At 69.4% G+C, this 23963-nt stretch carries 30 protein-coding genes and 1 tRNA gene; 13 read left to right on the plus strand and 18 right to left on the minus strand.

Features of this window, described 5'->3' with window-relative positions; translation table 11 throughout:
- Window positions 1-222 precede the first annotated feature (222 nt).
- The 3 genes from HW566_RS03680 to HW566_RS03690 all read left to right on the plus strand — a co-directional run bounded on the left by HW566_RS03680 (window position 223) and on the right by HW566_RS03690 (window position 2035).
- On the plus strand, window positions 223-891 hold the full coding sequence (locus HW566_RS03680; protein WP_178010520.1) for a fasciclin domain-containing protein: 669 nt from the start codon (window positions 223-225) through the stop codon (window positions 889-891).
- A 162-nt stretch (window positions 892-1053) separates the two neighbouring features.
- Window positions 1054-1126, plus strand: a tRNA-Lys gene (locus HW566_RS03685).
- Between the two features lie 609 nt (window positions 1127-1735).
- On the plus strand, window positions 1736-2035 hold the full coding sequence (locus HW566_RS03690; protein WP_178010522.1) for a hypothetical protein: 300 nt from the start codon (window positions 1736-1738) through the stop codon (window positions 2033-2035).
- On the opposite strand, the gene HW566_RS03695 is transcribed toward HW566_RS03690, so the two are convergent.
- Entirely contained in the window at window positions 2032-2286 is a 255-nt protein-coding gene (locus HW566_RS03695) for a helix-turn-helix domain-containing protein (protein WP_178010524.1), read from the minus strand. The two genes, HW566_RS03690 and HW566_RS03695, sit on opposite strands and share 4 nt — an antisense overlap.
- Window positions 2286-2762 carry a DUF2975 domain-containing protein gene (locus tag HW566_RS03700; protein WP_178010526.1) on the minus strand — a complete coding sequence of 159 codons (477 nt, stop codon included), beginning with the start codon at window positions 2760-2762 and terminating at the stop codon, window positions 2286-2288. Before HW566_RS03700 ends, HW566_RS03695 begins: the two co-directional genes overlap by 1 nt.
- Before the next feature lie 681 nt (window positions 2763-3443).
- Here HW566_RS03700 and HW566_RS03705 point away from each other — a divergent pair.
- Window positions 3444-3788: a histone-like nucleoid-structuring protein Lsr2 gene (locus HW566_RS03705; RefSeq protein ID WP_178010528.1), complete on the plus strand. Its 345-nt coding sequence runs from the start codon at window positions 3444-3446 to the stop codon at window positions 3786-3788.
- A 106-nt stretch (window positions 3789-3894) separates the two neighbouring features.
- Here HW566_RS03705 and HW566_RS03710 read toward each other — a convergent pair whose 3' ends face one another.
- From HW566_RS03710 to ribB, 4 genes are read right to left on the minus strand one after another with little or no spacing between them, the layout of a single operon-like run.
- Window positions 3895-4320 (minus strand): SRPBCC family protein, encoded by a 426-nt coding sequence (locus HW566_RS03710; RefSeq protein ID WP_178010529.1) that lies wholly within the window; start codon window positions 4318-4320, stop codon window positions 3895-3897.
- Entirely contained in the window at window positions 4244-4855 is a 612-nt protein-coding gene (locus tag HW566_RS03715; RefSeq protein ID WP_178010531.1) for a hypothetical protein, read from the minus strand. Before HW566_RS03715 ends, HW566_RS03710 begins: the two co-directional genes overlap by 77 nt.
- Window positions 4852-5697 carry a lysophospholipid acyltransferase family protein gene (locus HW566_RS03720; RefSeq protein ID WP_178010533.1) on the minus strand — a complete coding sequence of 282 codons (846 nt, stop codon included), beginning with the start codon at window positions 5695-5697 and terminating at the stop codon, window positions 4852-4854. Before HW566_RS03720 ends, HW566_RS03715 begins: the two co-directional genes overlap by 4 nt.
- Window positions 5694-6356 carry a 3,4-dihydroxy-2-butanone-4-phosphate synthase gene (gene ribB / locus HW566_RS03725; RefSeq protein WP_178010535.1) on the minus strand — a complete coding sequence of 221 codons (663 nt, stop codon included), beginning with the start codon at window positions 6354-6356 and terminating at the stop codon, window positions 5694-5696. Before ribB ends, HW566_RS03720 begins: the two co-directional genes overlap by 4 nt.
- A 219-nt stretch (window positions 6357-6575) precedes the next feature.
- On the opposite strand from ribB, the gene HW566_RS03730 reads away from it, so the two are divergent.
- Both HW566_RS03730 and HW566_RS03735 read left to right on the plus strand, forming a co-directional pair.
- Window positions 6576-7064: a MarR family winged helix-turn-helix transcriptional regulator gene (locus HW566_RS03730; RefSeq protein WP_178010537.1), complete on the plus strand. Its 489-nt coding sequence runs from the start codon at window positions 6576-6578 to the stop codon at window positions 7062-7064.
- Window positions 7065-7175: 111 nt separating this feature from the next.
- On the plus strand, window positions 7176-7466 hold the full coding sequence (locus HW566_RS03735; protein WP_178010539.1) for a hypothetical protein: 291 nt from the start codon (window positions 7176-7178) through the stop codon (window positions 7464-7466).
- Window positions 7467-7478: 12 nt separating this feature from the next.
- Here HW566_RS03735 and HW566_RS03740 read toward each other — a convergent pair whose 3' ends face one another.
- Both HW566_RS03740 and HW566_RS03745 read right to left on the minus strand, forming a co-directional pair.
- Window positions 7479-7733 (minus strand): hypothetical protein, encoded by a 255-nt coding sequence (locus tag HW566_RS03740; protein ID WP_178010540.1) that lies wholly within the window; start codon window positions 7731-7733, stop codon window positions 7479-7481.
- A 68-nt stretch (window positions 7734-7801) separates the two neighbouring features.
- Entirely contained in the window at window positions 7802-8170 is a 369-nt protein-coding gene (locus HW566_RS03745; protein ID WP_178010542.1) for a VOC family protein, read from the minus strand.
- Window positions 8171-8229: 59 nt separating this feature from the next.
- Between HW566_RS03745 and HW566_RS03750 the strand changes: the two genes are divergently transcribed.
- Window positions 8230-8724, plus strand: coding sequence for a MarR family winged helix-turn-helix transcriptional regulator (locus tag HW566_RS03750; protein ID WP_178010544.1), 495 nt, complete (start codon window positions 8230-8232; stop codon window positions 8722-8724).
- On the opposite strand, the gene HW566_RS03755 is transcribed toward HW566_RS03750, so the two are convergent.
- The 3 genes from HW566_RS03755 to HW566_RS03765 are packed head-to-tail and all read right to left on the minus strand — an operon-like array spanning window position 8698 to window position 11634.
- Window positions 8698-9552 carry a PhzF family phenazine biosynthesis protein gene (locus tag HW566_RS03755; RefSeq protein ID WP_178010546.1) on the minus strand — a complete coding sequence of 285 codons (855 nt, stop codon included), beginning with the start codon at window positions 9550-9552 and terminating at the stop codon, window positions 8698-8700. The genes HW566_RS03750 and HW566_RS03755 overlap by 27 nt on opposite strands.
- Before the next feature lie 40 nt (window positions 9553-9592).
- Window positions 9593-10375, minus strand: a complete 783-nt coding sequence (locus tag HW566_RS03760; protein ID WP_178010547.1) for a response regulator — start codon at window positions 10373-10375, stop codon at window positions 9593-9595.
- Entirely contained in the window at window positions 10372-11634 is a 1263-nt protein-coding gene (locus HW566_RS03765; RefSeq protein ID WP_256728852.1) for a sensor histidine kinase, read from the minus strand. The genes HW566_RS03760 and HW566_RS03765 overlap by 4 nt, the downstream gene beginning before the upstream one ends.
- A gap of 164 nt (window positions 11635-11798) precedes the next feature.
- Between HW566_RS03765 and HW566_RS03770 the strand changes: the two genes are divergently transcribed.
- Genes HW566_RS03770 through HW566_RS03780 form a run of 3 tightly spaced genes read left to right on the plus strand, consistent with a single transcriptional unit; the run spans window position 11799 to window position 14957 of the window.
- Window positions 11799-12821 (plus strand): tripartite tricarboxylate transporter substrate binding protein, encoded by a 1023-nt coding sequence (locus HW566_RS03770; RefSeq protein ID WP_178010551.1) that lies wholly within the window; start codon window positions 11799-11801, stop codon window positions 12819-12821.
- Window positions 12818-13438, plus strand: a complete 621-nt coding sequence (locus HW566_RS03775; protein WP_178010552.1) for a tripartite tricarboxylate transporter TctB family protein — start codon at window positions 12818-12820, stop codon at window positions 13436-13438. The genes HW566_RS03770 and HW566_RS03775 overlap by 4 nt, the downstream gene beginning before the upstream one ends.
- A gap of 1 nt (window position 13439) precedes the next feature.
- Window positions 13440-14957 carry a tripartite tricarboxylate transporter permease gene (locus HW566_RS03780; RefSeq protein WP_178010554.1) on the plus strand — a complete coding sequence of 506 codons (1518 nt, stop codon included), beginning with the start codon at window positions 13440-13442 and terminating at the stop codon, window positions 14955-14957.
- Between the two features lie 10 nt (window positions 14958-14967).
- Here the strand turns inward: HW566_RS03780 and HW566_RS03785 are convergent, their stop codons facing one another.
- From HW566_RS03785 to HW566_RS03800, 4 genes are read right to left on the minus strand one after another with little or no spacing between them, the layout of a single operon-like run.
- Window positions 14968-16515: a GMC family oxidoreductase gene (locus HW566_RS03785; RefSeq protein ID WP_178010556.1), complete on the minus strand. Its 1548-nt coding sequence runs from the start codon at window positions 16513-16515 to the stop codon at window positions 14968-14970.
- Complete coding sequence (locus tag HW566_RS03790; protein WP_178010558.1) at window positions 16512-17543, minus strand: hypothetical protein; 1032 nt, start codon at window positions 17541-17543, stop codon at window positions 16512-16514. The genes HW566_RS03785 and HW566_RS03790 overlap by 4 nt, the downstream gene beginning before the upstream one ends.
- Window positions 17540-18439, minus strand: a complete 900-nt coding sequence (locus HW566_RS03795; RefSeq protein WP_178010560.1) for an SDR family oxidoreductase — start codon at window positions 18437-18439, stop codon at window positions 17540-17542. The genes HW566_RS03790 and HW566_RS03795 overlap by 4 nt, the downstream gene beginning before the upstream one ends.
- 48 nt (window positions 18440-18487) lie before the next feature.
- A complete protein-coding gene (locus HW566_RS03800; protein ID WP_178010562.1) occupies window positions 18488-19081 on the minus strand; it encodes a TetR/AcrR family transcriptional regulator in 594 nt (197 codons plus the stop codon).
- Window positions 19082-19173: 92 nt separating this feature from the next.
- Here HW566_RS03800 and HW566_RS03805 point away from each other — a divergent pair, with 92 nt between their 5' ends.
- The gene (locus HW566_RS03805) at window positions 19174-19566 is read left to right on the plus strand and encodes a DUF1304 domain-containing protein (RefSeq protein WP_178010564.1); all 393 of its coding nucleotides are present in this window, start codon (window positions 19174-19176) and stop codon (window positions 19564-19566) included.
- Between the two features lie 29 nt (window positions 19567-19595).
- The gene (locus HW566_RS03810) at window positions 19596-20615 is read left to right on the plus strand and encodes an NADP-dependent oxidoreductase (protein WP_178010566.1); all 1020 of its coding nucleotides are present in this window, start codon (window positions 19596-19598) and stop codon (window positions 20613-20615) included.
- Window positions 20616-20687: 72 nt separating this feature from the next.
- Here the strand turns inward: HW566_RS03810 and HW566_RS03815 are convergent, their stop codons facing one another.
- Window positions 20688-21167 carry a hypothetical protein gene (locus HW566_RS03815; RefSeq protein ID WP_178010568.1) on the minus strand — a complete coding sequence of 160 codons (480 nt, stop codon included), beginning with the start codon at window positions 21165-21167 and terminating at the stop codon, window positions 20688-20690.
- Window positions 21168-21233: 66 nt separating this feature from the next.
- Entirely contained in the window at window positions 21234-22652 is a 1419-nt protein-coding gene (locus HW566_RS03820) for a DHA2 family efflux MFS transporter permease subunit (RefSeq protein WP_178014635.1), read from the minus strand.
- Window positions 22653-22774: 122 nt separating this feature from the next.
- Between HW566_RS03820 and HW566_RS03825 the strand changes: the two genes are divergently transcribed.
- A complete protein-coding gene (locus HW566_RS03825; protein WP_178010570.1) occupies window positions 22775-23443 on the plus strand; it encodes a TetR/AcrR family transcriptional regulator in 669 nt (222 codons plus the stop codon).
- Between the two features lie 58 nt (window positions 23444-23501).
- Here the strand turns inward: HW566_RS03825 and HW566_RS03830 are convergent, their stop codons facing one another.
- Window positions 23502-23810 (minus strand): hypothetical protein, encoded by a 309-nt coding sequence (locus HW566_RS03830; protein WP_178010572.1) that lies wholly within the window; start codon window positions 23808-23810, stop codon window positions 23502-23504.
- Window positions 23811-23963 lie beyond the last annotated feature (153 nt).

The raw sequence follows: 23963 nt of genomic DNA on the forward strand, positions 1-23963 counted from the left end.
TGCACGGCGACCTGTTACCGGTTCTCTACCTGAACCGGCCACCGTCACCACCGGTGGTCCGGACGCCGGTCCCGCACACCTCCTATGCGTTGGACCCCTGTCGGCGGCCAGGAAGCTCATTCACCGAGATTCTCGAACTTTTTCCGATCCGTTCCCGGGGGGTCTCCGAAGAACCCATGACGCCGGGGACGGACCCACGGCGGAGAACACACGGAGGCAATCATGCTCAGCACCAAGAAGAAGTTCACTGCTGCCCTGGCCCTCGGCTTCGCCGGCGCGCTCGCGCTGTCGGCCTGCTCGTCGGACTCGGGCTCCTCGATGACCGAGGAGACCACGGCGCCCTCGTCGGCCGCTCCCATGGAGACCGCCGAGCCCGACGCCACGATGGACCCGGCCGCCAACCTCGTCGGCGCCGGCTGTGCCGACTACGCGGCCGCCGTTCCGGACGGCGCCGGTTCGGTCGAGGGCATGTCGCAGGACCCGGTTGCCGTCGCAGCGTCGAACAACCCGATCCTCACCACCCTCACGGCGGCGGTCAGCGGACAGCTCAACCCCGACGTGAACCTCGTCGACACGCTCAACGGTGACGAGTTCACCGTGTTCGCGCCGGTCGACGACGCCTTCGCGAAGATCGACCCCGCCACCATCGAGACGCTCAAGACGGATTCCGCTCTCCTGACCTCGATCCTCACCTACCACGTCGTCCCCGGCCAGATCGCTCCGGACGACATCGACGGCACCCACGCGACCGTGAACGGTGCGGAGGTCACGGTCAGCGGATCGGGCGACAACATCATGGTCAACGACAGCGCCGCTGTCATCTGCGGTGGCGTCGAGACCGCCAACGCGACCGTTTACCTCATCGACACGGTGCTGATGCCCCCGATGTGACCCGAACAGCCGCGGTGAGGGGTTCCCCGCGGCACGGCCTCGGTTGACTCCGTGGCCGAGGCGAGGCGGCCGGTGCGAGCACACCGGCCGCTTTGTCGTGCCCGGGCGGCTGATGCGGCGCGGCTCGCGCGCCTCCGATCCGCCACTAAGCTGGGAGACTCAGGGCCTCTAGCTCAGTCGGTAGAGCATCGGACTTTTAATCCGCGGGTCGTGGGTTCGAGCCCCACGGGGCCCACCTCTGAAACAGGGTCGAAACCCATCGTTTTCGACGCCCCTGGGTCCGCAGGGTTTGCCAGCGATACCGCCGCGGCGCCCGCTTCACGGGCAAGTTGAGTGACGGCCAGCGTCCTGGTCACTCATGCCGCCAGCTCGCTGCGGGCAGCGCGGCAGCACGGCAGCGCGGCATCCAAACGGATAATTCGTGGCCGCGGATGTTCGATCATCGCACCCTTAGCGGTGTGCTCGTTCTTCGGTTACCCTCCCGGCTCGCCGCGCCGGAAACAACGGTCAGCGGCCCGCCCCTCAGATGGTCGTCGGCGGCAAAACGGCGTCGCGCACCTCCACATGTGACGCGAAAACATGTTGTACTAACCGCGATCTTGGTTCACTGTGTCCCCCAATCAAATCTGAGGGGGACTCTCCGTGAAAAATTGCCCATCGCTGCAAGTATGCTCGCCACCTTGCTAGCCGTCACCGCGCTGCCGAGCGCGGCTTCTGCCTTCCACCGAACTGGACCCAGGCCTAGTCCCGGCGCCCGTGCCCGTCGGCGAGGTGGTCGTATTACGGCGGCGAGCTCGTCGGCATGAATCACCCGACCGACATTCCCCTGGGGACCATTACGCCTATGGCGTCATGGGGCTCGAGCTATGCCTACGCGGAAGAATACGCCTACGTCACCTACAGAGGCGTGGGGAAGGCGGCCGCGAACGTCTACAGCGGCCAGCGCATCATCACAGTCTGCTTCTGGTGGACCCGCGGTGGTTCGGCTGTGACCGGTACGACGTGCTCGAACGCGTCGTCCGCGACCGGCTCTTGGAGGGCTGGCCCCGAAGTCGTCGGGAAGGCCACCGACTCGCTCGACTCCAACGCCCCAAAGACTATCTTCAACATTCAGACAACGCGGATGAACCCGAGCACCGTCTAACGCGCGATCGTCGCCGACGCCCGGGCTGGGTCTTCAGATTCGGCCGGGGCGTTGTCGTATCGGAGTATGTCGCCGGGCTGACAGTCGAGCGCCTCACAGAGCGCAGAGAGCGTGGAGAAGCGGACGGCCTTCGCGCGACCGTTCTTAAGCACGGCAAGGTTCGCTGGCGTGATTCCTATCAGCGCGGACAATTCAGCGACGGTCATGCCGCGCTCGTCCATGAGCCGGTCGATGTCGACGAGGATCGGCATCAGATGACCTCCGCGAGGTCGTGTCTCATGGTGGCGGACTGCTGCAGCAGCGCGAACAGCACGGCCAGGATCAACGTCGTCGCGACACTGACTCCTATCGCGGCGAGCATGCCGAGCATCAGCGCCGGCGGCGTGACGTGCGCGGCGTTGAGCACAACGAACATTGCGAGGGTGCTGAGCCCGATCGCGGCGGGGCACCACGTCAGTGCGCGCACCCACGTAAAGGCGTCGGTCGTGAAGATGCTGTCATCGCGCACAAGATCGAGCAAGCGCCACGTGACGACGAGCGCTGCCTGACTGCAGGCGATGACGAAGGCGCCCCACCCGATGATGACCGGCGCGATGCTGGCGACTTCCGCGTAGGCGCTGGCGAGGCCGGTGACGTTCGCGGGGATGATGAAGAGCTGTAGCGCGAGCCCGATGAGGGCAAGTACGGCGAAGACGATCTTGGCGGTGGTGATCAGGGTCCGGTTCATATCGCGCTCCTTCATCAGGTATCGATAAACGATAGATCGTTTATCGATAGGCGTCTACCCCCTTGGCGCGCAGCGCCACAGCAGGCGCCGGTCAGGCGGCAGCAACTTGGACCCGGGATACCGCCCGGCGTAGCGAGCTCCACGCCGCAAACCAAGTACCTAACGATGACAGGTCGGGAACGATCGTTTCCGGCACCTCTACGTTCAGCGAGGGACCGGAGAGCACCCCCGGCAATCGCCGCCTGATCTAAGCCGAGATACCGGCACGCAGAAACACCCCTTGCGGCGATCGGTCAGCTAAACGCACCGTTCATCGCGAGCTCGGTAAGCGCTGATACCGCCGCGCTGGTCGCGCTCGAGACAGCGGCGATGCCGAGTTTGTCCGCGATCTCGCGGGGTTCAGCCACTCCCTGTGGGAGCAGCCGTGCCGCGAAGGGGGCGTTCCGTCGTGCGCCGACCGGTGTGGACGCTCTCCTGCTGAGCCTCACCCAACTAACCGGTGCCCTGTCGCTCTTGGCTGCCGGAATAATCGTCGCCGCCGCCGCTGACAGTGATTGATCGACCGTCGAGGCCGGCGCATTGACGCATGCTCCCTATGCATATCCTCAGAATGAAAACAAATCATCCACGGACATCGGCTCCGGATCGCATTCCAAAAGGCCGCGGGCATAAAGTGTGCGTATGGCCCGCAAACAGATAACCCAGCTCATCGACGATCTCGATGGCACCGTACTCGACGACGGTGAAGGAAAGCAGATCTCGTTCTCGATCGAGGGTCGCTCCTACGAGATCGATCTCTCCAACCGGAACGCCGACAAGTTCTACAACGCACTGGCTCCATATGTCGACGTCGCACGCTCTGTCAGCGCGAGCTCCGGCGCCGCACGGCGCGGGCGCCCTGCTCGCGCGAAGGGCCACCTCGATCTCGGCGCCGTCCGCGAGTGGGCGCGAGCGAACGGTCACACGGTGAACGACCGCGGCCGCGTCCCCGCCGCTGTCATCGACGCGTATCGCGCGGCGAACTGACGCACAGCAACACCTGCCGGTGACGTGGCCCAGGCGCCTCCAGCCCTGGGCCACGTCGCTGACCGGCCTCCTCGGGTCACCGGCAGACGACGGCCCCCGGATGCCGTCACGAGATCCCGGTCGATGATGCGCGTGCTTCGGCCCGCTGCTGCAACCGGTCGAGGCGCCAGGTGGGCACCGGAGCCATCGCCCGCTGCATCAGCGTGAACAATGCGCCCCCGTGCGTCATCGTGTGAACGACCCGCGTCTCGCGCCCCCGTGGATACAGATCCCACTCCCCGGTCTCCACGCTCCCTCCGGCCTCCAATCGCCAGACGATGCGGTCCGCGTTCGCCTGCACATAGGTGAGCGTGGCTCGCCCGGGAATACGTGTCGACACCGAATAGGGATGATCGAGGATCGCGACCCGATCATTCGTTCTCGTCGCGATGAGCGCAGGATTCCAATCTGCAAGCTCACCGATGTTCACGATGATCGATGCGACCGTCGCAGGATCCGCCTGGATGTCCCTCTCGGCGCGGTACGTGTTCATATCTTCTCCTTCTGTGATGAAACGGGTGCGGGAATGCCAGCTCGGCGAGCTGCTGCACGCAGGCAGAGGAAAGCCGATCCACATCGAGGGAATCGATATGGACGAGGCGAAGATTGCGTCGGCGTCCGAGCGCCGGAGTCAGCACGGCGGCACGCCCGCCGGTAGCGGCCTGATGGAGGCGACGTTGTTGCTCGATGAATTGCTGAGCCTCGCGTGAGATGGATTCCGGCGCCCAGTCCAACGCGGTGAGCCGCACCGTCGCCACGCCACGGTCGCGTTGCGTCAGATATGGGGCGACCGCGTGCTCGTCTGCGATCTCCTCATCGAGGAGGTCGACGTCCACTGCCGCCGCGCCCTGGACGGCGAGGACCTTCTGGCCTCGCGCGAGCGAGCGCTGCAGCGATCGCCGTTCCCGTTCCGACGGCCAGATCTCGACCAGACGCCACCGCGACGCCTCCGCGCGCGCCCACCGCAACCGGGCGCGGCCCTCCAGGACGATGCGAACTCCCGACGCGTCCGCGATGTCGGGAGTCATGCGGTGTTCCGCCGGTCCGACAGCAACGCGCGGACGCGACTGCGCGGCCAGACTCCGGGCGGCTCCGGCTCCGACACCGGGACGCCGGTGAGCGCCCCGCGGATCAGGAGTTCGAGCGAACGGCGTCGCGCACCGACGAGCATCCCCCGGCGACGAAGATCGACGACTCGCTCGAGCACCCCGATCTCGCCGAGGATGCCGCCCGCCCGCCGCGTCCAGACCTCGTCGAGGGCCGACTGCATCCATGCCCGAGAGACGGCGGCGAGGCGGGCGGCGCGGTCCCGCTGGGATCCAGCGGCGTCGGCGGTGAGCGGCGGCCCGATCTGCAGGTCGATCCTCCCTTTCCGCGGTCGTAACCGCCCCTTCGGGAGCACCGCCTCGGCGCCGACGATGACCGCCGGGACGATGGGCACGCCCTCGCTCACCGCGAAGTGGAAAGCACCCGGTCGGAACGCCCGCATCCGCCTCGAGTCGCTTCCTCGGGTTCCCTCCGGATACACGCAGACGACATCACCCTCCCCGAGCCGCCGGCGGACCTCGCGAACGGTCTGGGTTTCCATGCGTTCACGGTCGACGGGGATGCCGTTCCAGGCGCGGGTCCACCGCCGAGCGAGCGGATCGTCGAAGCTCTCCTTCTTGGTCAGAAACCACCAGCCACCCTCGCGCATCGCCTCGAGGGCGAAAGTGAGAACGAAGTGGTCGAGGTAGCTCGTGTGGTTGCACACCAGCACGAACGCTCCGTGCGCCCGGAGATGATCGAGCCCGCGCGCCGTCGTCAGACTTTGCCCGACGATGTGACGGAAGTAGACCGCTCCCCCGGCACGAAGCATCCGCGAGCTCATGCGTGCACCCGCGGATCGTCGGCCAGATGCGCGGAAAGCGCGCCGATCGTCGACATCAGCAGTCCGTGACGCCGTGCGAACCGAACGAGACCGTCGCGGCGCAGCATCCGGCCGTCGTCGCCGACGATCTCGACGATGACCCCGGCGGGCGCGAGGCCTGCGAGACGTGCCAGGTCCACGGATGCCTCGGTGTGCCCCGGGCGTTCGAGGGTGCCGCCCGGGCGTGCGATGAGCGGGAACATATGCCCCGGCGATCGCAGGTCGGATGCGGTGCCGTGCAGCAGCAGCTGAATCGTCCGCGCACGCTCGTGCGCCGAGATGCCTGTCGTCACGCCGCGCTCGGGGGCACCGTCGACGCTCACGGTGAAAGCGGTGGCGTGGACGTCGGCGTTGCTCTGGACCATGGGCGTCAGCCCGAGCTCGGCAGCTCGCTCCGGTGTGAGCGAGACGCAGACGAGGCCGCGACCGTGCGTGATCATGAAGTTGACCACCTCAGCGGTGGCGAACTCGGCGGCGACCACGAGGTCGCCCTCGTTCTCACGATCTTCGTCGTCGACGATCACGACGACACCACCTCGTGCCACCTCGGCGATGACGTCGGAGACCGGCGCGAACGCGGCATCGGACCCTTCTCTCGAGTTCACACTGTCGGGAATCATGTTGCTCCTTCAGATAGTACGACATTCCGTGTCGCGTCATGGATTGACGTAATACTCATCAGGCTCTTCATGTCTGTCAAGCCATTTCTGGCGGATCCGGTTCATGACGCGACATGCATTGCGCCGTCACGCCCTGTTACGATCGTCCGCACGAGACGACGTCTGCCCGCTGCGCTGCGTCGTGCATCACGACCCGCGATCCGGAAGGCCGCACAGTTCATGACGAGGACGGCGACGAGGTCCACGACGAGGTCGACGACGGCGGCAGAGCTGCGCTATGCGATCCTCGCCGCGCAGCGCGAAGGGAACCGGCTGCTCGCCGCCCAGCTGAAGCCTCTGGACGTCACCCCCTCTCAGGCGGAAGTGATCACGGTCCTGGGCGAGCGCGGTCCTCTCACACTCAAAGGACTGGGAGAGCTCCTCGTCTGCGAGACGGGGAGCCCGAGCCGACTCGTCGACTCCCTCGTCAGGCGCGGCATCGTCGACCGCGTCGACAATCCCACGGACCGGCGCGAGGTACTGCTCGAGCTGACCGCCGACGGCCAGAAGCTGCGGCCTCGTGTCGCGAAAGCGGAGGCATCCATCAACGACGCCCTCCTCGATGCGTTCGGCGACGACGGCGTCGCCGCGGTGGCGGCGAAGGCCCGCGACTTCCTCGCCGGCAGCAACGCCGGCGCCGCCCTCGAGCGCCGATTCGGAGGGCGATGACCATGGCCGACGATCAGGACGTGAGCGGCGGCGGGGTCAACGCCGTCGCGCAGCGGAAGTCACGCGGGCAACCCGCCGATGACTGACGGCGGGTCGGGTCCCGTGCCGCGGATGCCACGAATCGAGCGCATCGCCTGGGGTGCGGCGGCGCTCCTCGCCGTCACCGGCGTGGTCATCACCGTGATTCAGCTGGTCAGGGCGACGCAGCCTGCCTCGTTCGGCTGGTTCGCCTACCAGCCCATCTCGAACGCGGTCTTCACGCCGGCCGTGACATTCGTCAGCCCGCAGATGTGGGGCGGGATCGTCACCCTCGTCGTCGGGCTGATCGCCCTCGCGTTCCTCGCGGGTCGTCGGTCCGTCACTCGCCGCGCGATCGTCGTGCTCGACGACAGCGAGGGCTGACTACCCGCGCCGTCAGCCGAGCGCGCCGCGGTCGCGATCGGCGCGCGCGGCGCGGCGACGCTGGATGCCGACCAGCAGCGCCACCACCCAGTAGAACGCCAGGAGCGGCGAGAGCACGGCGAGCAGAAGCCGCAGCGGATCGGGGTCGCTCAGCGACCACGAGATCCACACGGCCGACATGCCGACCCAGACGACCGACTGCATCACGATGACCCCGAACGGCGTCGCCGCCGAGCTCGCGGCGATCCTCGCCCACCACTTCTGCATGACGCGACGCTAGCAGCGATGACTGCGGACGCCGATTCGTCGCCGCACGCCGGCAGCTGCATGGCCCGTCACCCCCGGTCGTGCACCGTGACGTGATAGCCGTCGACATCGGCGAAGGTGAACGTGCGCCCGAACGGACCGTCGAACGGGGCCGTGATGATCCGGTGGCCGTCGCCGACGAGAGCATCGTGGATGTCTTGGACGCCGGTCGCGTGCAGCCACAGCGCGACACCGAGACCGGGCTGCGCGATGGCGGCAAGGTCGGTACCGGGCACCAGGTCGCGCAGCGCGAAGGCGATGGGCGACGTCGCGAACACGACCGCGTGCGGCGGACCGACGGGCGAGCGCACGAGCCCGAGATATCGCTCGTAGAAGGCCTGCGCAGCGGCGAGGTCGCGCACCTGCAGAGAAATGAAATCGGGACCCGTCGCGGGCATGTGCTGCATCCTTTCGATGTCAGTTTTATGACACGCCGACCATATGTCAGAATACTGACATGAGTCAAGATCAGACTGCGATCGATCTCGACAGCTCGCTGGGGTATCTCGTCAAGGAGGTGTCCAGCGCCCTGCGCTCGGCGATGGAGGAGGTGCTGCGCCCCCTCGGGATGAACATCACCCACTACTCCTGCCTCGAGCTGCTCGCTCAGCGCCCGGGGCTGTCCAACTCCGAGCTCGCCCGCGGCACCTTCGTCACCCGGCAGAGCATGAACGTGCTGCTGCACGCGCTCGAACGCGACGGCGAGGTGACCCGCGCAGAGCTGCCCGTCGGCGGGAAGGCGCTGCCGACCGAGCTGACCGCACGCGGACGTGAGCGCCTCGCGGCGGCGACGGCCGCGGTCCGCTCGGTCGAGGTCCGCATGCTGTCGCGGCTCGACGACGCCGCACAGGTCGCGACGTTCCGCGCCCTCAAGCAGATGGCGCGGTCTCTGCGTGACACCGCTGGCGGATCAGCCTCCCCGGCGTCACCCGATGGCCACCGCGTGCCCTGACACCACGATCCCTCCGCTCGCAGGGATGTCGACGGTCAACTCCCCCGGCCGACCGACATGCTCCCCCTGCGCGATGACGATCCGCGACGGCAACGGCACCGCATCCACCGAGCGCAGATAGGCTCCGAGGGCCGCGGCGGCCGACCCGGTCGCGGGGTCCTCGGTGATCCGGCCGACGGGAAAGAGATTGCGCGCGGCGAACCGGTCGGATGCCGTTCGGTGCACCACCGCGATGGTGGCGGGCCAGCGCCGCCGATCCATCAGGGCGCGTACCGCGGCCGGGTCGAATGTGAAGCAGTCGAAAACGCCCCGGTCGGCGATGGCGACGACCGGATGCGGATTGCCGGCGTCGGTGATGCGCGGGGGCAGCGCGACATCGAGCGCCGAGGGATCGAGCGCAAGCAGACGAAGGATCGCCTCGAGGTCGGATGCGGGAAGGCCCCGCACCGACGGCTCGACACTCGTGAACGCCGCCCGGATGCCCTCCCCATCACTCGACACCCGAATCGAGACCGGACCGACTGCCGTCGCGAACCGCACCGTCCCGTCGGGGCCGACCCCGCCGCGCTCGGCGAGCGCGACGGCGGTCGCGATCGTCGCGTGCCCGCAGAACGGCACCTCGGCGATCGGCGAGAAGTAGCGCACCGTCCGCGCACCGTCCCCGGTGATGCCGGTGACGAACGCGGTCTCGGCGTAGTCGATCTGAGCGGCGATGCGTTGCATGTCGGCATCCGGGAGCTCAGCCGCGTCGAGGACGACGCCGGCGGGATTGCCCCCGCCGGGTCGGGAGCTGAAGGCCGTGTAGCGGAGGACGTCGGGGGCGGTCACCGTTTCAGGGTATGCCCGTCCGGCGCGCGCCCGCGGGCCGTCACGACCATCGCTCCGGCGAGGGCGCGAGCCGGTAGAGCACCTGGGGACGGCCCCGCTTGCCGTATCGGTGCGAGAGGTGGATGACGCCGGTGTCGACGAGGTGCGTCAGATACCGGTGCGCAGTGGCTCGCGAGATCGCGCAGGCGGCTGCGACGTCCGCGCCGGTCAGGGCGACGACCGGGTCGAGGGCGGCGACGACGCGGGCGAGGGTCGGCGCGGCCAGCCCCTTCGGCAGCGCCCCTTCTCGCGACTCCGACCCGACGCCGGCGCGCCCGGCGTGGTCTGAGCCCGACGGCCTCGTGCCGGCCGGGGCGGCCGACACGGTGCGGACGGTGCCAGTGCTGAGCAGGCGGTCGATCTCGCCCTGCGCGAGCATCCGGTCGCGACCGCCGGCGACGATCCGCTCACGGTCGTGGGCGTACCGTTCCAGCCGTTCGCGGAGCGCGGCCTGCGTGAATGGTTTGACGAGATATCCCACGACGCGCGCGGCGAGCGCCTGCCGCACCGTGGTCTGGTCGTGGGACGAGCTGATGACGAGCACGTCGGGCCCGTCGTCGCCGAGGGTGCGCAAACGGTGCAGCACCTCGATGCCGCTGATGCCCGGCAACCGCATGTCGAGCAGGATGAGATCGACTCCCGTCCGACCATGCTCCAGGGCCGCCTCGCCCGTCCCCGCCGTCGCGGCGACGACGAAGCCCGGGACGTCGGAGACGAAGCCCGCGTGCAGCGCGCGGGCGCCCCGATCGTCGTCGACGACGAGCACGCGGATCGGCCCGCTCATCGGCTGCGATCCATCTCGAATGCGAAGCGCGCACCGCCGAGAGCAGACGCGCCGACCTCGACGGATCCCCCGCGTGCCGTAACCGCACGTCGCACGACGTCGAGTCCGAGTCCTCGGCCATGCCCGGACGCGTCGGGCTTCGAGGTGAATCCCGGAGTGAAGATCCGCCCGGCGACCCGCGGATCGATGCCGGGCCCGTCGTCGTCGACGCATCCGAGCACGCGCTCCCCGGCAGAACGCAGTGAGCAGGCGACGGATCGCGCGCCCGCCTCGGCGGCGTTGCGGCACAGATTCGTGACCACCGAGACCAGGCCGTCGTCGAGATCGCCGTCGAGATCGAGGTCGAACTCCACGCGCGCGCCCAGCTCGCCCAGTTCGGCCTGCACCGCCTGCACCGTCGCCGCCGCGAGCGGCCCACCGCCGGGCACGTCCGATTGGCCGGTCTCGTGCCGGACCGGCACGGCATCCTCGATGTATCCCAGCGCCGCGGCCGCATCTCCTCGCGAGACCAGTCCGTGGATGACGTGCAGCCGGGTGCTGAACTCGTGCGACTGCTCGCGCAGCGCCACCGTCGTCCGGCGCATCTGGGCATGTTCGGCCGCGATGACGTCGAGCCGGCGGAAGCGCCGTTCGACGACGGCCGTGAGCACGGATGCGGCGAGGGTGGCGACCAGCAGCGCCCCGACGGCCCAGGGCAGCAGCGCCCGGACGGCCGCGTCGAGCTCGGAGGCGATCTCCGACTCGAGCACCCCGACGGCCACCATCCCCACGGGCTGACCGGCCGCGTCGCGCACCGGCACTTTCGCCCGGAGCGACGGGCCGGAGGCGCCGACCTCGGTCCCCATGAACGTCTCGCCCGCGAGGACCGACGCGTTCGCGGTCTCGACCTGCACCCCGCGCTCCGCGACGAGCGGATGCGTGATGCGCACGCCCTCGTCGTCCGTGATGACGACGTAGTACACGCCCGCCGCCTCACCGACGAGATCGGCGATCGGCTGGAGCACCGCCGTGGCCTCGGCCAGGTCGTCGGCGTCGGCGAGCGCGGCAGGCGACCCCAGCCCGGTGGCCGAGCCGACCGTCTCGCGCACCTCGGGCAGGTCGGCGAGACTCGACGCGACCTCGAGCACGCGCTCGCCCGTGGCCTCGCGGATGGTGCGCTCCTGCAGGGCGAGCGCGACCGCACCGGTCGCCGAGAGCGCGGCGATGCTGATCACCGAGGGCAGCACGAGCAGGACGAGACGCACCGCGGACGGTCTCATCGTGAACGGCATCCTGTCGACTTCCTCGTGCGAACGGACGCGAGCGGACCGGGCCCGTGCGCATCTATGAGAACAAATCCCGCCACGCTCGGGGGCGGCTCGGCGAAGTGCCATCCTAATTCGATCTCGCGGAGACGACGACGTCCGCGCGAATGGGAGTGATCATGACGCACAGCGCGACAGAGACAGATGCGCGCCCGCAGCATCGGGGCCGAACCCTGGCTGCACGCATCATCGGAGGGGCCGTCGCCGCGGCCGCGATCGTGACGGCCGGAGTCGGCTCCATCACCTCGGCCGCCACCGGCCAGGAGATCAACGCCTCGATGACGATCATCGCCCCGGCTGCCGCCGGTGGCGGCTGGGACGGAGTGGCGCGCGAGCTGCAGCAGGCGCAGAAGGCCAACGGGCTGGTGAACAACGTCCAGGTGGTGAACATGCCCGGGGCCGGCGGCACCATCGCCCTCGGCAACGTGTCGGTGCTCGACGGCCAGCCCGGGAACATGCTGGTGGGTGGGACGGGGTTGCTCGCCGCCACCATCCAGTTCGACTCCGCGGCGAAGCTCGGGGATGTCACGCCGCTGGCGGTCGTCGTCGAGGAGTACGACGTCATCGTCGTTCCGGCCGACTCCCCCTACGAGACCCTCGACGATCTCGTGAACGCCTGGCGCGAGGACCCGAAGTCGATCCCGTGGACCGGCGGCGGGTCGTTCGACCAGCTCGTGGTCACCGACCTGGCCCTCGCCGCGGGCATCGACCCGATCGACACGACGTACATCTCGTCGGACGGCGGCGGCGAGGCCATCCAGGCCCTCCTCAACGGCACGGCCCAGGCTGCTGCCGGCGGGTACCCCGACAACATCGACCAGATCGAGGCGGGGCGCCTGCGGGCGCTCGCCCTCGTGTCGGAGCAGCCGATCGAGGGGATCGACATCCCGACGGCGAACGAGCAGGGCTACGACATCTCGCTCTCGAACTGGCGCATGCTCGCCGCGCCGTCCGGACTCAGCGACGACGACGTCGACACCCTCACCGAGCTCGTGCTCGACTCGGTCGCGACGCCCGAGTGGCAGGACGCCATCGATCGCTATCGCTGGACCGAACGCATCATCACCGGAGACGAACTGACGGCCTTCCTCGACGACGAAGAAGAGCGCATCACCAACCTGTACGAGGAGATGGGACTATGACGTTCCCCCCGAACCCGACGGCGACCTCGGCCGTCGTCGGTGACCGCCTGCGACTCGTGTCGGGGCCGGGCATCGCCGTCCTGCTCAAGGGCCTGACGATGCCGGTGATCATCACGGCCTTCGCGACCTACCTGCTCGTCGGCATCTTCACGATGAAGGTCCCCGCCAACGCCGTGTTCCCCGGCCCGCAGTTCTTCCCCGGCATCATCGCGGGCGGCCTGTACGTCTTCGCCGCCGCCCTGGTGGTCTCGGCGCTCAAGGAGATGCGCGAGACGAGCGCGGCACGTCCCGACATCGCCGCCGTGACCGCGGATGTCGTCGGTGGTGACGACGCCGGCGCCGAGTCCGGGGCCGCCGCACCGACGCGAGCGGTGCGCGTCGACGTGCGGTCGCTGTTGTGGGTGGTCGGCGCGTTCTTCGCCTTCGCCTTCCTGCTCGAGATCCTCGGGTGGATCATCGCCGCAGGCCTCCTCTTCTGGTGCGTCGCGCGAGCCTTCGGGTCGACGAAGCACCTGGGCGGTCTCGTCGTCGGGCTCACGGTGAGCTCCATCGCCTACATCGGTTTCGACATGGTGCTCGGGATGCCGCTCCCGTCCGGCATCCTCGGAGGGTTCTGACATGGATGTGCTCGAGCTTCTCGGCCAGGGCTTCGCGGGCGCGCTGACCCCCGCCAACCTCCTCTGGGTGCTGATCGGGTGCCTCCTCGGCACCGCGGTGGGCGTGCTCCCCGGCCTCGGTTCGTCGATGGCCGTCGCGCTGCTGCTGCCCATCACCTTCTCGCTCGACCCGACGGCGGCGTTCATCATGTTCGCGGGCGTCTACTTCGGCGGCTTGTTCGGCGACTCGACCATGGGCATCCTCATGAACACCCCGGGTCAGGCGTCGGCGATCGCGTCGACCTTCGAGGGCCACAAGATGGCTCTCAACGGCCGGGCGGCGCAGGCCCTCGCGACCGCCGCCATCGGCGCGTTCATCGGAGGCTTCGTCGCCTCGGTCGTCGTGGTGTTCGTCGCTCCGGCCCTGGCCGACTTCTCGAGCCGGTTCGGTCCGGCCGAGTTCTTCGCGCTCGCGGTGTTCGCGTTCGCGGCGACCTCGTCGGTCGTCACCGACAACGTCGTGAAGGGCCTGACGGCTCTGTTCATCGGGCTGGGCATCGCCGTCATCGGCATCGACGGCGTCTCGGGAGCCCCGCGGTTCACGATGGACTCCCCGAATCTCTTCGACGGCATCTCGCTCGTCACCGTGACGGTCGCGATCCTCGCGCTCGGCGAGGTCATCTACGTCGCCTGCCTCGAGCGGCACACCTCGAACAAGGCGCTCATCAAGCCGACCGGTCGGCCCTGGCTGACGCGCCGCGAGCTGAAGGAGGCGGCGCCGGCGTGGGCGCGCGGCACCGCGATCGGCCTGCCGTTCGGCGTCGTACCGGCCGGCGGCTCGGAGATCCCGACCTTCCTCGCCTACGGCGTGGAGAAGCGGCTCGACGCCCGGCGCAAGAACCCGCAGTTCGGCCGGGGCGCCATCCGGGGACTGGCGGCTCCCGAGGCGGCGGGCAACTCCACCACCGGCATGGCGATGGGCGCGCTGCTCGCCCTGGGCCTGCCGATCTCCGCGACCGCGGCGATCATGCTGGCCGCCTTCCGCCAGTACGGGCTGCAGCCCGGCCCGCTGCTGTTCGATCGCGCACCCGACCTCGTCTGGTCGCTGCTGGCGAGCTTCTTCATCGCGATGGTCGTGCTGCTCATCCTCAACCTGCCGTTCGCGATGCTCTGGGCCAAGCTGCTGCTGATCCCCCGCCCCTATCTCTACGCGGGCATCACGGTGTTCTGCGCGCTCGGCATCTACGCGACGTCGGGTTCGACGTTCGACCTGCTGATGCTGCTGGGGATCGGTCTGCTCGGCTTCCTGATGCGCGCGATGGACTTCCCCCTCGCACCGCTCATCATCGGCATGGTTCTCGGACCGCTGGCCGAGACGAGCCTGCGCGACGCGGCGATGAGCTCGAACGGCGACTTCTCGGTGCTGGTGCAGAGCCCGATCACGATCGTGCTCTACGCCCTGCTGGCCCTCGTGCTGGTGTTCTCGGTACGGAGCCGCGTCGTGGCACGCAAGCGCGAGAAGCATCTCACGAACGCCTGAGGTCCGCGACTCAGGCGGTGGCCAGCATGCGGTCGGCGGTGCGCAGCGACAGTGCCATCTGCGTCAGCCCCGGGTTGGCCGAGAGAGCGCTCGGGAACGTCGAGTTGTCGCAGATCCACATGTTCGGGATGTCGTGCGACCGGCCGTCCGGGTCGACGACGCCGTCGCCGGGGTCGGTGCTCATCCGGCACGTGCCGATCGTGTGGGCGGTCCGGGCGAGCACGCGAGTCTCTCGGGCCCCGGCGGCGTCGAGGATGCGGGTCATCACGCCCACCGCGTGATCGTCGATCGCCTTCTCGTTCGCTCCCGGCGAGAAGCTGACCTCGGCGCGAGGGATGCCCCACTCGTCGGTGTCGTCCGAGAGTTCGAGCCGGTTGCCGTCAGCCGGCAGGCACTCGCCGTTGATGCCGATGCCGGCCGAGAACTGCCAGGCGTCGAGGGCGTCCATGAGCTCCCGCCCCCAGAGCGACCCGCCGCGCACAAGCGAGGTGCCGTAGGTCAGCGGCATCACGCCGAGGCTCTGGATGAGGTAGCCGCCCGCGAAGTCGACGCCCGCAGGACGCACGAAGTCCTCCGTGATCGCCGCCGACGGGTACCCGCGGTAGCCGCGGATGCTCTCGTCGAAGCGGCCCCACACCTGCACGGCCCCGTGGGCGAGGAAGTTGCGGCCGACCTGGCCGCTCGAGTTCGCGAGCCCCGTGTTCAGCAGCAGGCGCGGTGTCTCGATCCCCCCGCCGGCGAGGACGAGCGAAGCGCACCGCTGACGGTACTCGACCCCCTCGTGCAGGTACACCACACCGGTGACCCTGCCAGCCGCATCCTGCTCGATGCGGTGCACCATCGAGTCCGGGCGGATCTCCGCGCCGTGTGCGACGGCGACGGGCAGATAGGTGATCGCCGTCGTCGCCTTGTACCCGAACCGGTCGCCCTGATGGATGCCGCCCACGTCGATGCTCGCCTTACGCGTGCCGTAGTGCGGCTGCTCGCGGTCACGCGTGATGATGGCCGCCGGCGCGTCGGTCGCGGTGATCCCCAGGCGCTCGCACCCCTGCAGCACGAGGTCGGCCGGGGCGTTGCGTCGGGTCGGCCCGTCGAGGTACTCCCGCTGCGGATCCCACGGATACGGCATCGGTCCGCTGACGCCGATCACTTTCTCGACCTCGACGATGTAACGGATCAGCTCGTCGTAGTCGATCGGCCAGTCGCGCCCCTGGCCCGACTCGGTTCGCAGTGCGAGGTCGCGTCGATCGGGTCGCGGCGTGAACGCACCCCAGTGGAGGGTGCCGCCACCGACGCCCCAGCCGCTGTTGTTCGGGCCGAAAGCCGTCGGCGCATCTCCCCCGCTGAATCGGTCGGACATCCAGTTGATGCGGGTCGCCTCGCGCTCGTCGGGCGAGAACTCGTCGAGCTCGAGGTTCGGGCCCGCCTCGAGCGCCACGACCCGCAGACCCCGCTCGGCGAGCCGGCTGAGAAGCGGTCCACCGCCGGCGCCCGTGCCGACGACGACGACGTCCACCACCTCGTCGAGATCGTAGGTGCGCATGCCGGTGAGGTTCATGAGGTTCGTCCTTCCGCCGCGCCGAGGCGACCGAGTTCTTCGGGTTCCCACTCCTCGCGCTCGCCCGCGGCGAGGACGAGGTAGCCGGCGGGCTCGGGTCCGGTGCCGCCGGTCGCGAAGCCCGAGTAACCCACGTGGGCGAGCGAGGCCGGATGCGACAGCCACAACCGGACGAGGTCGTTGCGCGCGTCCTCGAACCACAGGCTCAGCTGTCGAGGTGTGAGCACCGAGCCCGCTGCGGCCTTCCCCTCGATGACCTCGCGGATGACGGCATCCTGAGCCGCGGTGCCGCGCATCCAGATCGCGGCGAGCGCGTCGAGGCCCGCGCGATACGCCTCGACGTCGGTCGACATGCCCGTCGGGCGCCAGCCGTCGCTCTCGCCGGCCTCGATCATGCGATCCAGACGCGCCGCCAGGTCGATCGCCGGGCCCGGCTGCTGCGGCACGAGACGGCGCGAGAGCTCGCGGAGCAGCGCGAGCTGCGCCTCGCTGAGCGCCCGCGGCCGGTACCCCGGATCGTCGGCCAGTGCTCGGCGGGCGAGGGTCGCGCGCATCGCGACGTCCGTTCGCGACGACGTGATGATCCGCGCCCAGGGCTCGGGGACGCGGGGACCGTGCGTCGCGACGTCGCTCGCGAGACCGCGGATCGCGGTGGCAGCACCGTCGATGGCGACCACGGCCGGCACCTCGTGGCGGCGGATGCCGTCGGGAACCTCGGCGCCGTCGATCACGACCCCGGCGAGGCCGAAGACGCCCGGCGCTCCGTCGAGGGCGCGTCCGACGATCTCTGTGGCGATGTCGCGCTCGTCCGGCCCCGCGACGAGGATCCACGGGGTGAGGATCTCGGTCTCGGCGATGGCCGACACCAGCGCATCAGCGCCCAGCGCAGCGTCGAGCGTGACTGCGGTGAAGGGTCCGGCCACGACCTCGTCGGCGTCGCGCTCGGCGTCGTCTGCGATGCGTGGGACGTCGTGAAGCTGCGGTACGTCTCCGCAGAGGGAGACGACCGCGAAGGGGTGTTCGCTCACGGGGTGACCATGCCTCCGTTGACGTTGAGCGTCTCGCCCGAGACGTAGCTCGACTCCGCCGAGGCGAGGAAGACGAACGCGGGAGCGATCTCGGCGGGCTGTCCGGCGCGCTGGTAGGTGCTCTCGTCGTCGAACGCCCGCATCTGCTCGTCGGAGACCCCGTGGCTGACCTGCAGCGCCGACCACACCGGGCCGGGGGCGACGACGTTGACCCGGATGCCGCGGGGCGCGAGCTGCTGCGACAGGCCCTTCGAGAAGTTGTTGATGGCGGCCTTCGTCGCGGCGTAGTCGAGCCGGTCGGGCGCGGGTTTGTACGCCTCGAGGGATGCGGTGTTGATGATCGAGGCTCCGGCGGGCAGGTGCGGCAGCGCGGCCTTGGTGATCCAGAAGTTGGCGAAGACATTGGTGTGGAAGGTCTCGGCGAACTGCTCGTCCGAGAGGTCTTCGAGCCGGTCGACGGCCACCTGCTTGCCCGCGTTGTTGACGAGGATGTCGATGCCGCCCAGGAACTCGGCGGCCTCCGCTACGAGCGCGCGACAGGCGTCGGGGTCGGAGATGTCGCTGGCGATGGCGTGACCGCGGACGCCTGCCTCGGCGATGAGGCCGAGGATGCGGTCGGCGTCGCGCTGCTCGGCGGGCAGATGCACGATGACGACATCCGCCCCCTCGCGTGCGAAGGCGATCGCCGTGGCGCCGCCGATGCCGGAGTCGCCGCCGGTGATCAACGCCTTGCGGCCGAACAGACGACCGGAGCCGCGGTAGGTCTCCTCACCCAGATCGGGAACCGGGTCCATGTCGGCTTGGACCCCCGGCTCGGGCTGGTGCTGCACGGGCGGCTCGACCCGCGCATATCGGGTGATCGGGTTGTCGAAGGTGTACTGATCGCTCTGTTCCACGCGCTCACGCTAAATCTCGCCGATCGGCCACGCGAACGCTTGCGAAAGTCAGGAGGTGGGCGTAGTGCCCTCGACGAGCGCGAGCGCCGTCTGCAGCGCGTCGCCGGCCCCGGCGGCATCCACCCGCACCAGGACGAAGGCCGACACCACGAGCCCGGTGCAGGCGTCGGCCAGCAGGCCGCGCTCGAATTCGTCGAGCTCCGGGCGGCGTGCGGCCACACCGCGGCCGAAGGCCGATCGAAGCTCGGCCCGGTAGTCGGCGACGACCCGGGCGACGGTCTCGTCTCGGGCGATCGGCGCGGCGGCGGTGTTCACCAGCAGACATCCGCTCGAGGCCGGAAGCGAACCCGGACGCATGAGCGCGGCGTGCAGGCCCGAGAGGTACTCCCCTAAGGCCGCGGGCGCCACGTCCTCGGCGCGCAAGGGCGCCAGACGCGGGCGGATCACCTCGTCGAGGTAGCTGTCGACTGCGGCGTCGAACAGCCCGCGCTTCGATCCGAAGCCGTGATAGATGCTCGACCTGCTCAGCCCCGTCACCCGCTCGAGATCGGGCAGCGCGGCGCCCTCGTATCCCTGATCCCAGAAGACGGAGCGTGCGGCGCGGACGACGTCGGCCCGCACGTAGGTCTGTGTTCGGCCCATCGGAAGCCCCTTTTGTGTATCGACCGGTTCAGTATATATTGAACCGGTCGATACAGAAATACGCGGCCTCGACCGCGGGAAAGGCGGCGCTCATGGTCATCATCGGTCTCGCGCTCGCGGGTCTCGCGGCCCTCGTCCACGTCTACATCTTCTATCTCGAGTCCATCGCGTGGACCGGCGCTCGGGCTCGCGCGACGTTCGGCAGCGGCACGGCGGAACAGGCGCAGACGCAGAAGGCGCTCGCCTTCAACCAGGGCTTCTACAACCTGTTCCTCGCCATCGCCGCCCTGCTCGGCATCGCTCTCCTCGCCACCGGTCAGACCGAGGTCGGCGCGACGCTCGTGTTCACCGGGGCCGGCTCGATGGTGGCCGCGAGCCTCGTGCTGATCCTGTCCGACCCGTCGAAGGCGTCGGCCGCCCTCAAGCAGGGCGTCATCCCCGCTCTCGCCATCGCCAGCCTCATCATCGGTCTCGCCACCTCCTGAGACCACCCCGATCCCCACGAAGGAGCCATGTGAACAACGACACGAGCACGCAGATCCGTCTCGCCCGCCGCCCCGAGGGGTGGCCGACCCCCGACGACTTCACCGTCGCCACCGTCACGCTCGACGAGCCGGCTCCCGGCGAGGTGCGCGTGGCCAACGCGTTCGTCTCGGTCGACCCGTACATGCGCGGTCGCATGAACGACGTGCGCAGCTACGTGCCGCCGTACGCATTGGGTGACGTCATCGCCGGAGGGGCCATCGGACGCGTGGTGGCGTCGGCCTCCGACGCGCTTCCGGTGGGCACCGTCGTGCTGCACCAGCACGGCTGGTCGGATGTCGTCCAGGCCGATGCGTCGACCTTCCGTGCGGTCGCCGAGCTTCCCGGCGTTCCCCTCTCGGTCCGGCTTCACATCCTCGGGATGACCGGGCTCACGGCATACGTCGGATTGACCGCGATCGCGCGGTTGCAGCCGGGAGACACCGTCTTCGTCTCGGGCGCCGCCGGCGCCGTGGGCACCGCGGTCGGCCAGATCGCGAAGCTGCTCGGTGCGGGCCGGGTCATCGGCTCGGCCGGCTCGGCCGAGAAGGCGGCGCTGCTGACGGCGAAGTACGGCTACGACGCGGCGCTCGATTACAAGGACGCACCCGTCCGCGAGCAGCTCGCGACGCTCGCGCCCGAGGGCGTCGACGTCTTCTTCGACAACGTCGGCGGCGACCACCTCGAGGCGGCGCTGGACGTGATGAACACCGGTGGACGCATCGCGCTGTGCGGAGCCATCGCCGGGTACAACTCGACCGAGAAGTCCCCCGGCCCCGACAACATGGCCAACATGATCACGCGGGGCCTCTCGGCCACCGGCTTCACCCTCGGGTCGTACCTGCACCTGTCGCCGGAGTTCACCGAGAGGATGACCGGCTGGTTCGCCGAGGGCCGCATCGCCTATGACGAGACGATCGTCGACGGCATCGAGAACACCGTCGAGGCGTTCCTGGCGATGATGCGCGGAGCGAACACCGGCAAGATGCTCGTCCGCATCCCCGAGGCCTGACCCGCCCCCGCGACCGACGAAAGGCGGTGATGCCGAGAGCATCACCGCCTTTCGCGTCCGAGGATGCGGCCGTCAGCCGGTGGCGACGGTGAGGATGGTGTCGGTCGTCGGACGGTGGCGCGTGGGGCGGGTGCGCGGGGGTGCCGATGAGCCGGCTGCGGCGTCGATGAATGCGCCCAGCACCTCGGGTGTCGGCAGATCGACCCAGAGGCGGATGCTGCCCGGCTCGGTCCCGGTGCCCGACACCAACGCCGCCCCGCCGAGGCGGTCGAGGAGCGGCGCGAGCTGCCGGGCGCGCACGTCCGAGATCTGCCCGACCACGCGGCCGCGGGCGTACACCGCGATCGCGGTGGGATTGCGGCGGTCGCGTCGCTGGCGCCGGATGACGTAGAGACGCTCGCCTCGGATCTGGCGCTGACGGTCGTTCACGATGAAGTGGGTGCGCTCGATGCGCGACCGCTGCGACTCGAGACCCCGCAGGTCGGGCACGCTCTCGTGGGAGTGAGCGCCGAGCGACAGCAGATCTCGGACACGTTCCCACCAGAGGTTCATCGTGCCCACCCTACGGACGCGGTCCCGTGATTCCGCCGGGGCGGCGGGCGGGCGAGGTCGCCGACATCAGTGCGCCGCGACCTGCGGCGCGGCTTCGACGGGTTCGGGCTTGCGGACGAAGAAGGTCAGCGCCACGGCGACCGAGGCGATCACCGCACCCGTGAAGAAGGCGGTGTGCACGCCGCTCGCGGTCGCCGAGACGGCGGCCGCTCCGCCCGCGGCCGCTGCGGCCGCCCCCACCGACATGAGCGTCACGAACAGGGCGGTGCCCGCCGCACCCGCCACCTGCTGGAGGGTGCTCACGGTCGCACTGCCGTGCGAGTACAGACGCGCCGGCAGCGAACCGAGCGCCGAGGTGAGCAGCGGTGTGAAGACGCAGCCGAGGCCGAGGTTCAGGGTCATGTGCACGGCGATGATCCATCCGATCGAGGTCTCGGTGCCGAAGGTGGTCATGCCCCACAGCGCCGCCGCGGCGACGATCATGCCCGGGATGACCAGCGGGGTCGGTCCGAATCGGTCGAACAGCGCACCAACGACGGGTGCGATCAGCCCCATCAGCACACCGCCGGGAAGCAGCATGAGACCCACGGTCAGAGTGTCGAGCCCCAGGACCTGCTGCAGGTAGAGCGGCAGCAGGATGAGCGAGCCGAACAGCGCCGACATCACCACGACCACCAGCACGACGGCGAGGCTGAACGACCGCGAGCGGAAGGTCCGGAGGTCGAGCAGCGCAGCGTCCTGCTTCTGCAGCGCGAGCTGGCGGACAACGAACGCCGCGAGCGAGAGGGCGCCGACGACGAGCGGGATCCACACCGGCACCGGGGCGTGCCCGGCGGCCGATTCGCCGATCGAGCTCAGCCCGAAGATGAGTCCGCCGAATCCGACGGCCGAGAGGATGACCGACGCGACGTCGAAGCGCGCCTCGCGCGTCTCGGTGACGTTCTTGACCCAGATGGCGCCGAGAGCGAGGGCCAGCAGGGCGATGGGGAGGACGAGCCAGAACATCCAGCGCCAGTCGAGCACCGACAGGATCAGCCCCGAGACGGTGGGGCCGATCGCCGGCGCCACCGCGATCACGATGCTGATGACGCCCATCATGCGCCCGCGGCGCGAGGGCTCGACGACGTTGAGCACCGTCGTCATCAGCAGCGGCATCATGATCGCGGTGCCCGACGCCTGCACGACGCGTCCGGTCAACAGCATCCCGAAGCCGGGCGCCAGGGCCGCGATCAGGGTGCCCGCGGCGAAGAGGGTCATCGCGGTGAAGAAGATGCGTCGCAGCGGGAACCGCGCGAGCAGGTAGCCGGTGAGCGGGATCACCACGGCCATCGTGAGGAGGAAACCGGTAGTCAGCCACTGCGCCGTCGCCGCGGTGATGTCGAGATCGACCATCAGTCGCGGCAGGGCGACGCCCATGATCGTCTCGTTGAGGATGACGACGAACGCCGACGCCACGAGCAGGGCGATGACGGGTCCGGTGCGCACCGCCGGGGTCACGACGGCGGTGTTCAGGGGAACGGATGCGGTGGAGGGATGCTGCTGCTCAATTGTCACCGACTGATCATATGTCAGTCACTGCCATCTTGTCGCTGTGAGACAATAACGTCATGGAGCCGAAACACGAGGAGGCGCCCGAGGACGAGCAACGCGCCGGTCTGCGCGAACGTCGTCGTCGTGAGACGCAACGCGAGCTGTCGGACGCCGCCCTCGATCTCTTCGAGGAGCGCGGCGTGCACGGCACCACCGTCGACGACATCGCCCGGCGCGCCGGCACGTCCCAGCGCACCTTCTTCCGGTACTTCCCGACGAAGGAGGCCGCCGTCTTCGCCAGCGCCGACGACTCCGCCCGTGTCGTCGACGACGCCATCGAGGCCGTTCGCGGCGGCGCGTCCATCGTCGAGGGCATCGAGCGCGGCTGGCTGCGACTGCTCGACCACCTCGATGAACACCCCGACGAGCACCTCCGCACCCTGCGTGTGCGACGAGTCGTCGGCAGCGAGCCCTCGCTGCTCGCGCTCGCCCTCTGCAACGAGGCCGAGCAGGTCGAGCAGCTGATGCAGGCGGCCGTGCAGGCGACCGACCGCGAGACCGACATGGTCGCGGTGCGCGCCGCGGTCTCGACCCTCGCGCTGATCCTCCGCCTGACCTTCGACGAGTGGGCTCGCCGTGCGGAACTGAACGAGCGAGCGAGCATCCGTCGGATCTACAGCGAAACACGGCGGGGTGTCGCGGCGATCGCACGAGACCTCGAAGGCGAACCGCGTCGCGTCGGCTGAACGGATCGGCCGACGCCCCGGCCCGCATCGAGCGGGTCGCGGCGGCCCGTTCCCGCGGTCAGCGCACGTCGGAGGTGCGCAGGCGCCGGTGAGCCACCGGCGCTCGTGTCCCCCGCCGACGCGTGCGCCCGGTGGTCGGTCGCGATGCGGCGGGACGCGCGGCGGCCGCGACAGCGGCGGCGGCGGCCGCGGGCGAGGCGTGGATGCCGAGGTCGGCGCCGTGGCCGCTCTCGGCATCGAAGGTGGCCGGAGCGACACCGGTGGTCACGAACCCGGCGTACTGACCGTCGAGAGTGGCGACGAAGAAGTCGTCGTCGGCCTGACGCCAGGTGAGCGCGGGCGCGGAAGAAGAAAGAGAAGAGAGCACGAGGGCCTTAGAACGAGGGGCGCACAGATCGGTGCGCGCGAAAAGATGGGGGCTGGATGTTCCAGTGATCACGTCAGACGATCTGCTCGACGGTGAGCCAGACAAACGACGCACGAGTCCCGGAGGGACCTGTCTACGTTAGCACGGAGCTTC

Source organism: Microbacterium oleivorans (assembly GCF_013389665.1).
Taxonomy (GTDB): Bacteria; Actinomycetota; Actinomycetes; order Actinomycetales; family Microbacteriaceae; genus Microbacterium; species Microbacterium oleivorans_C.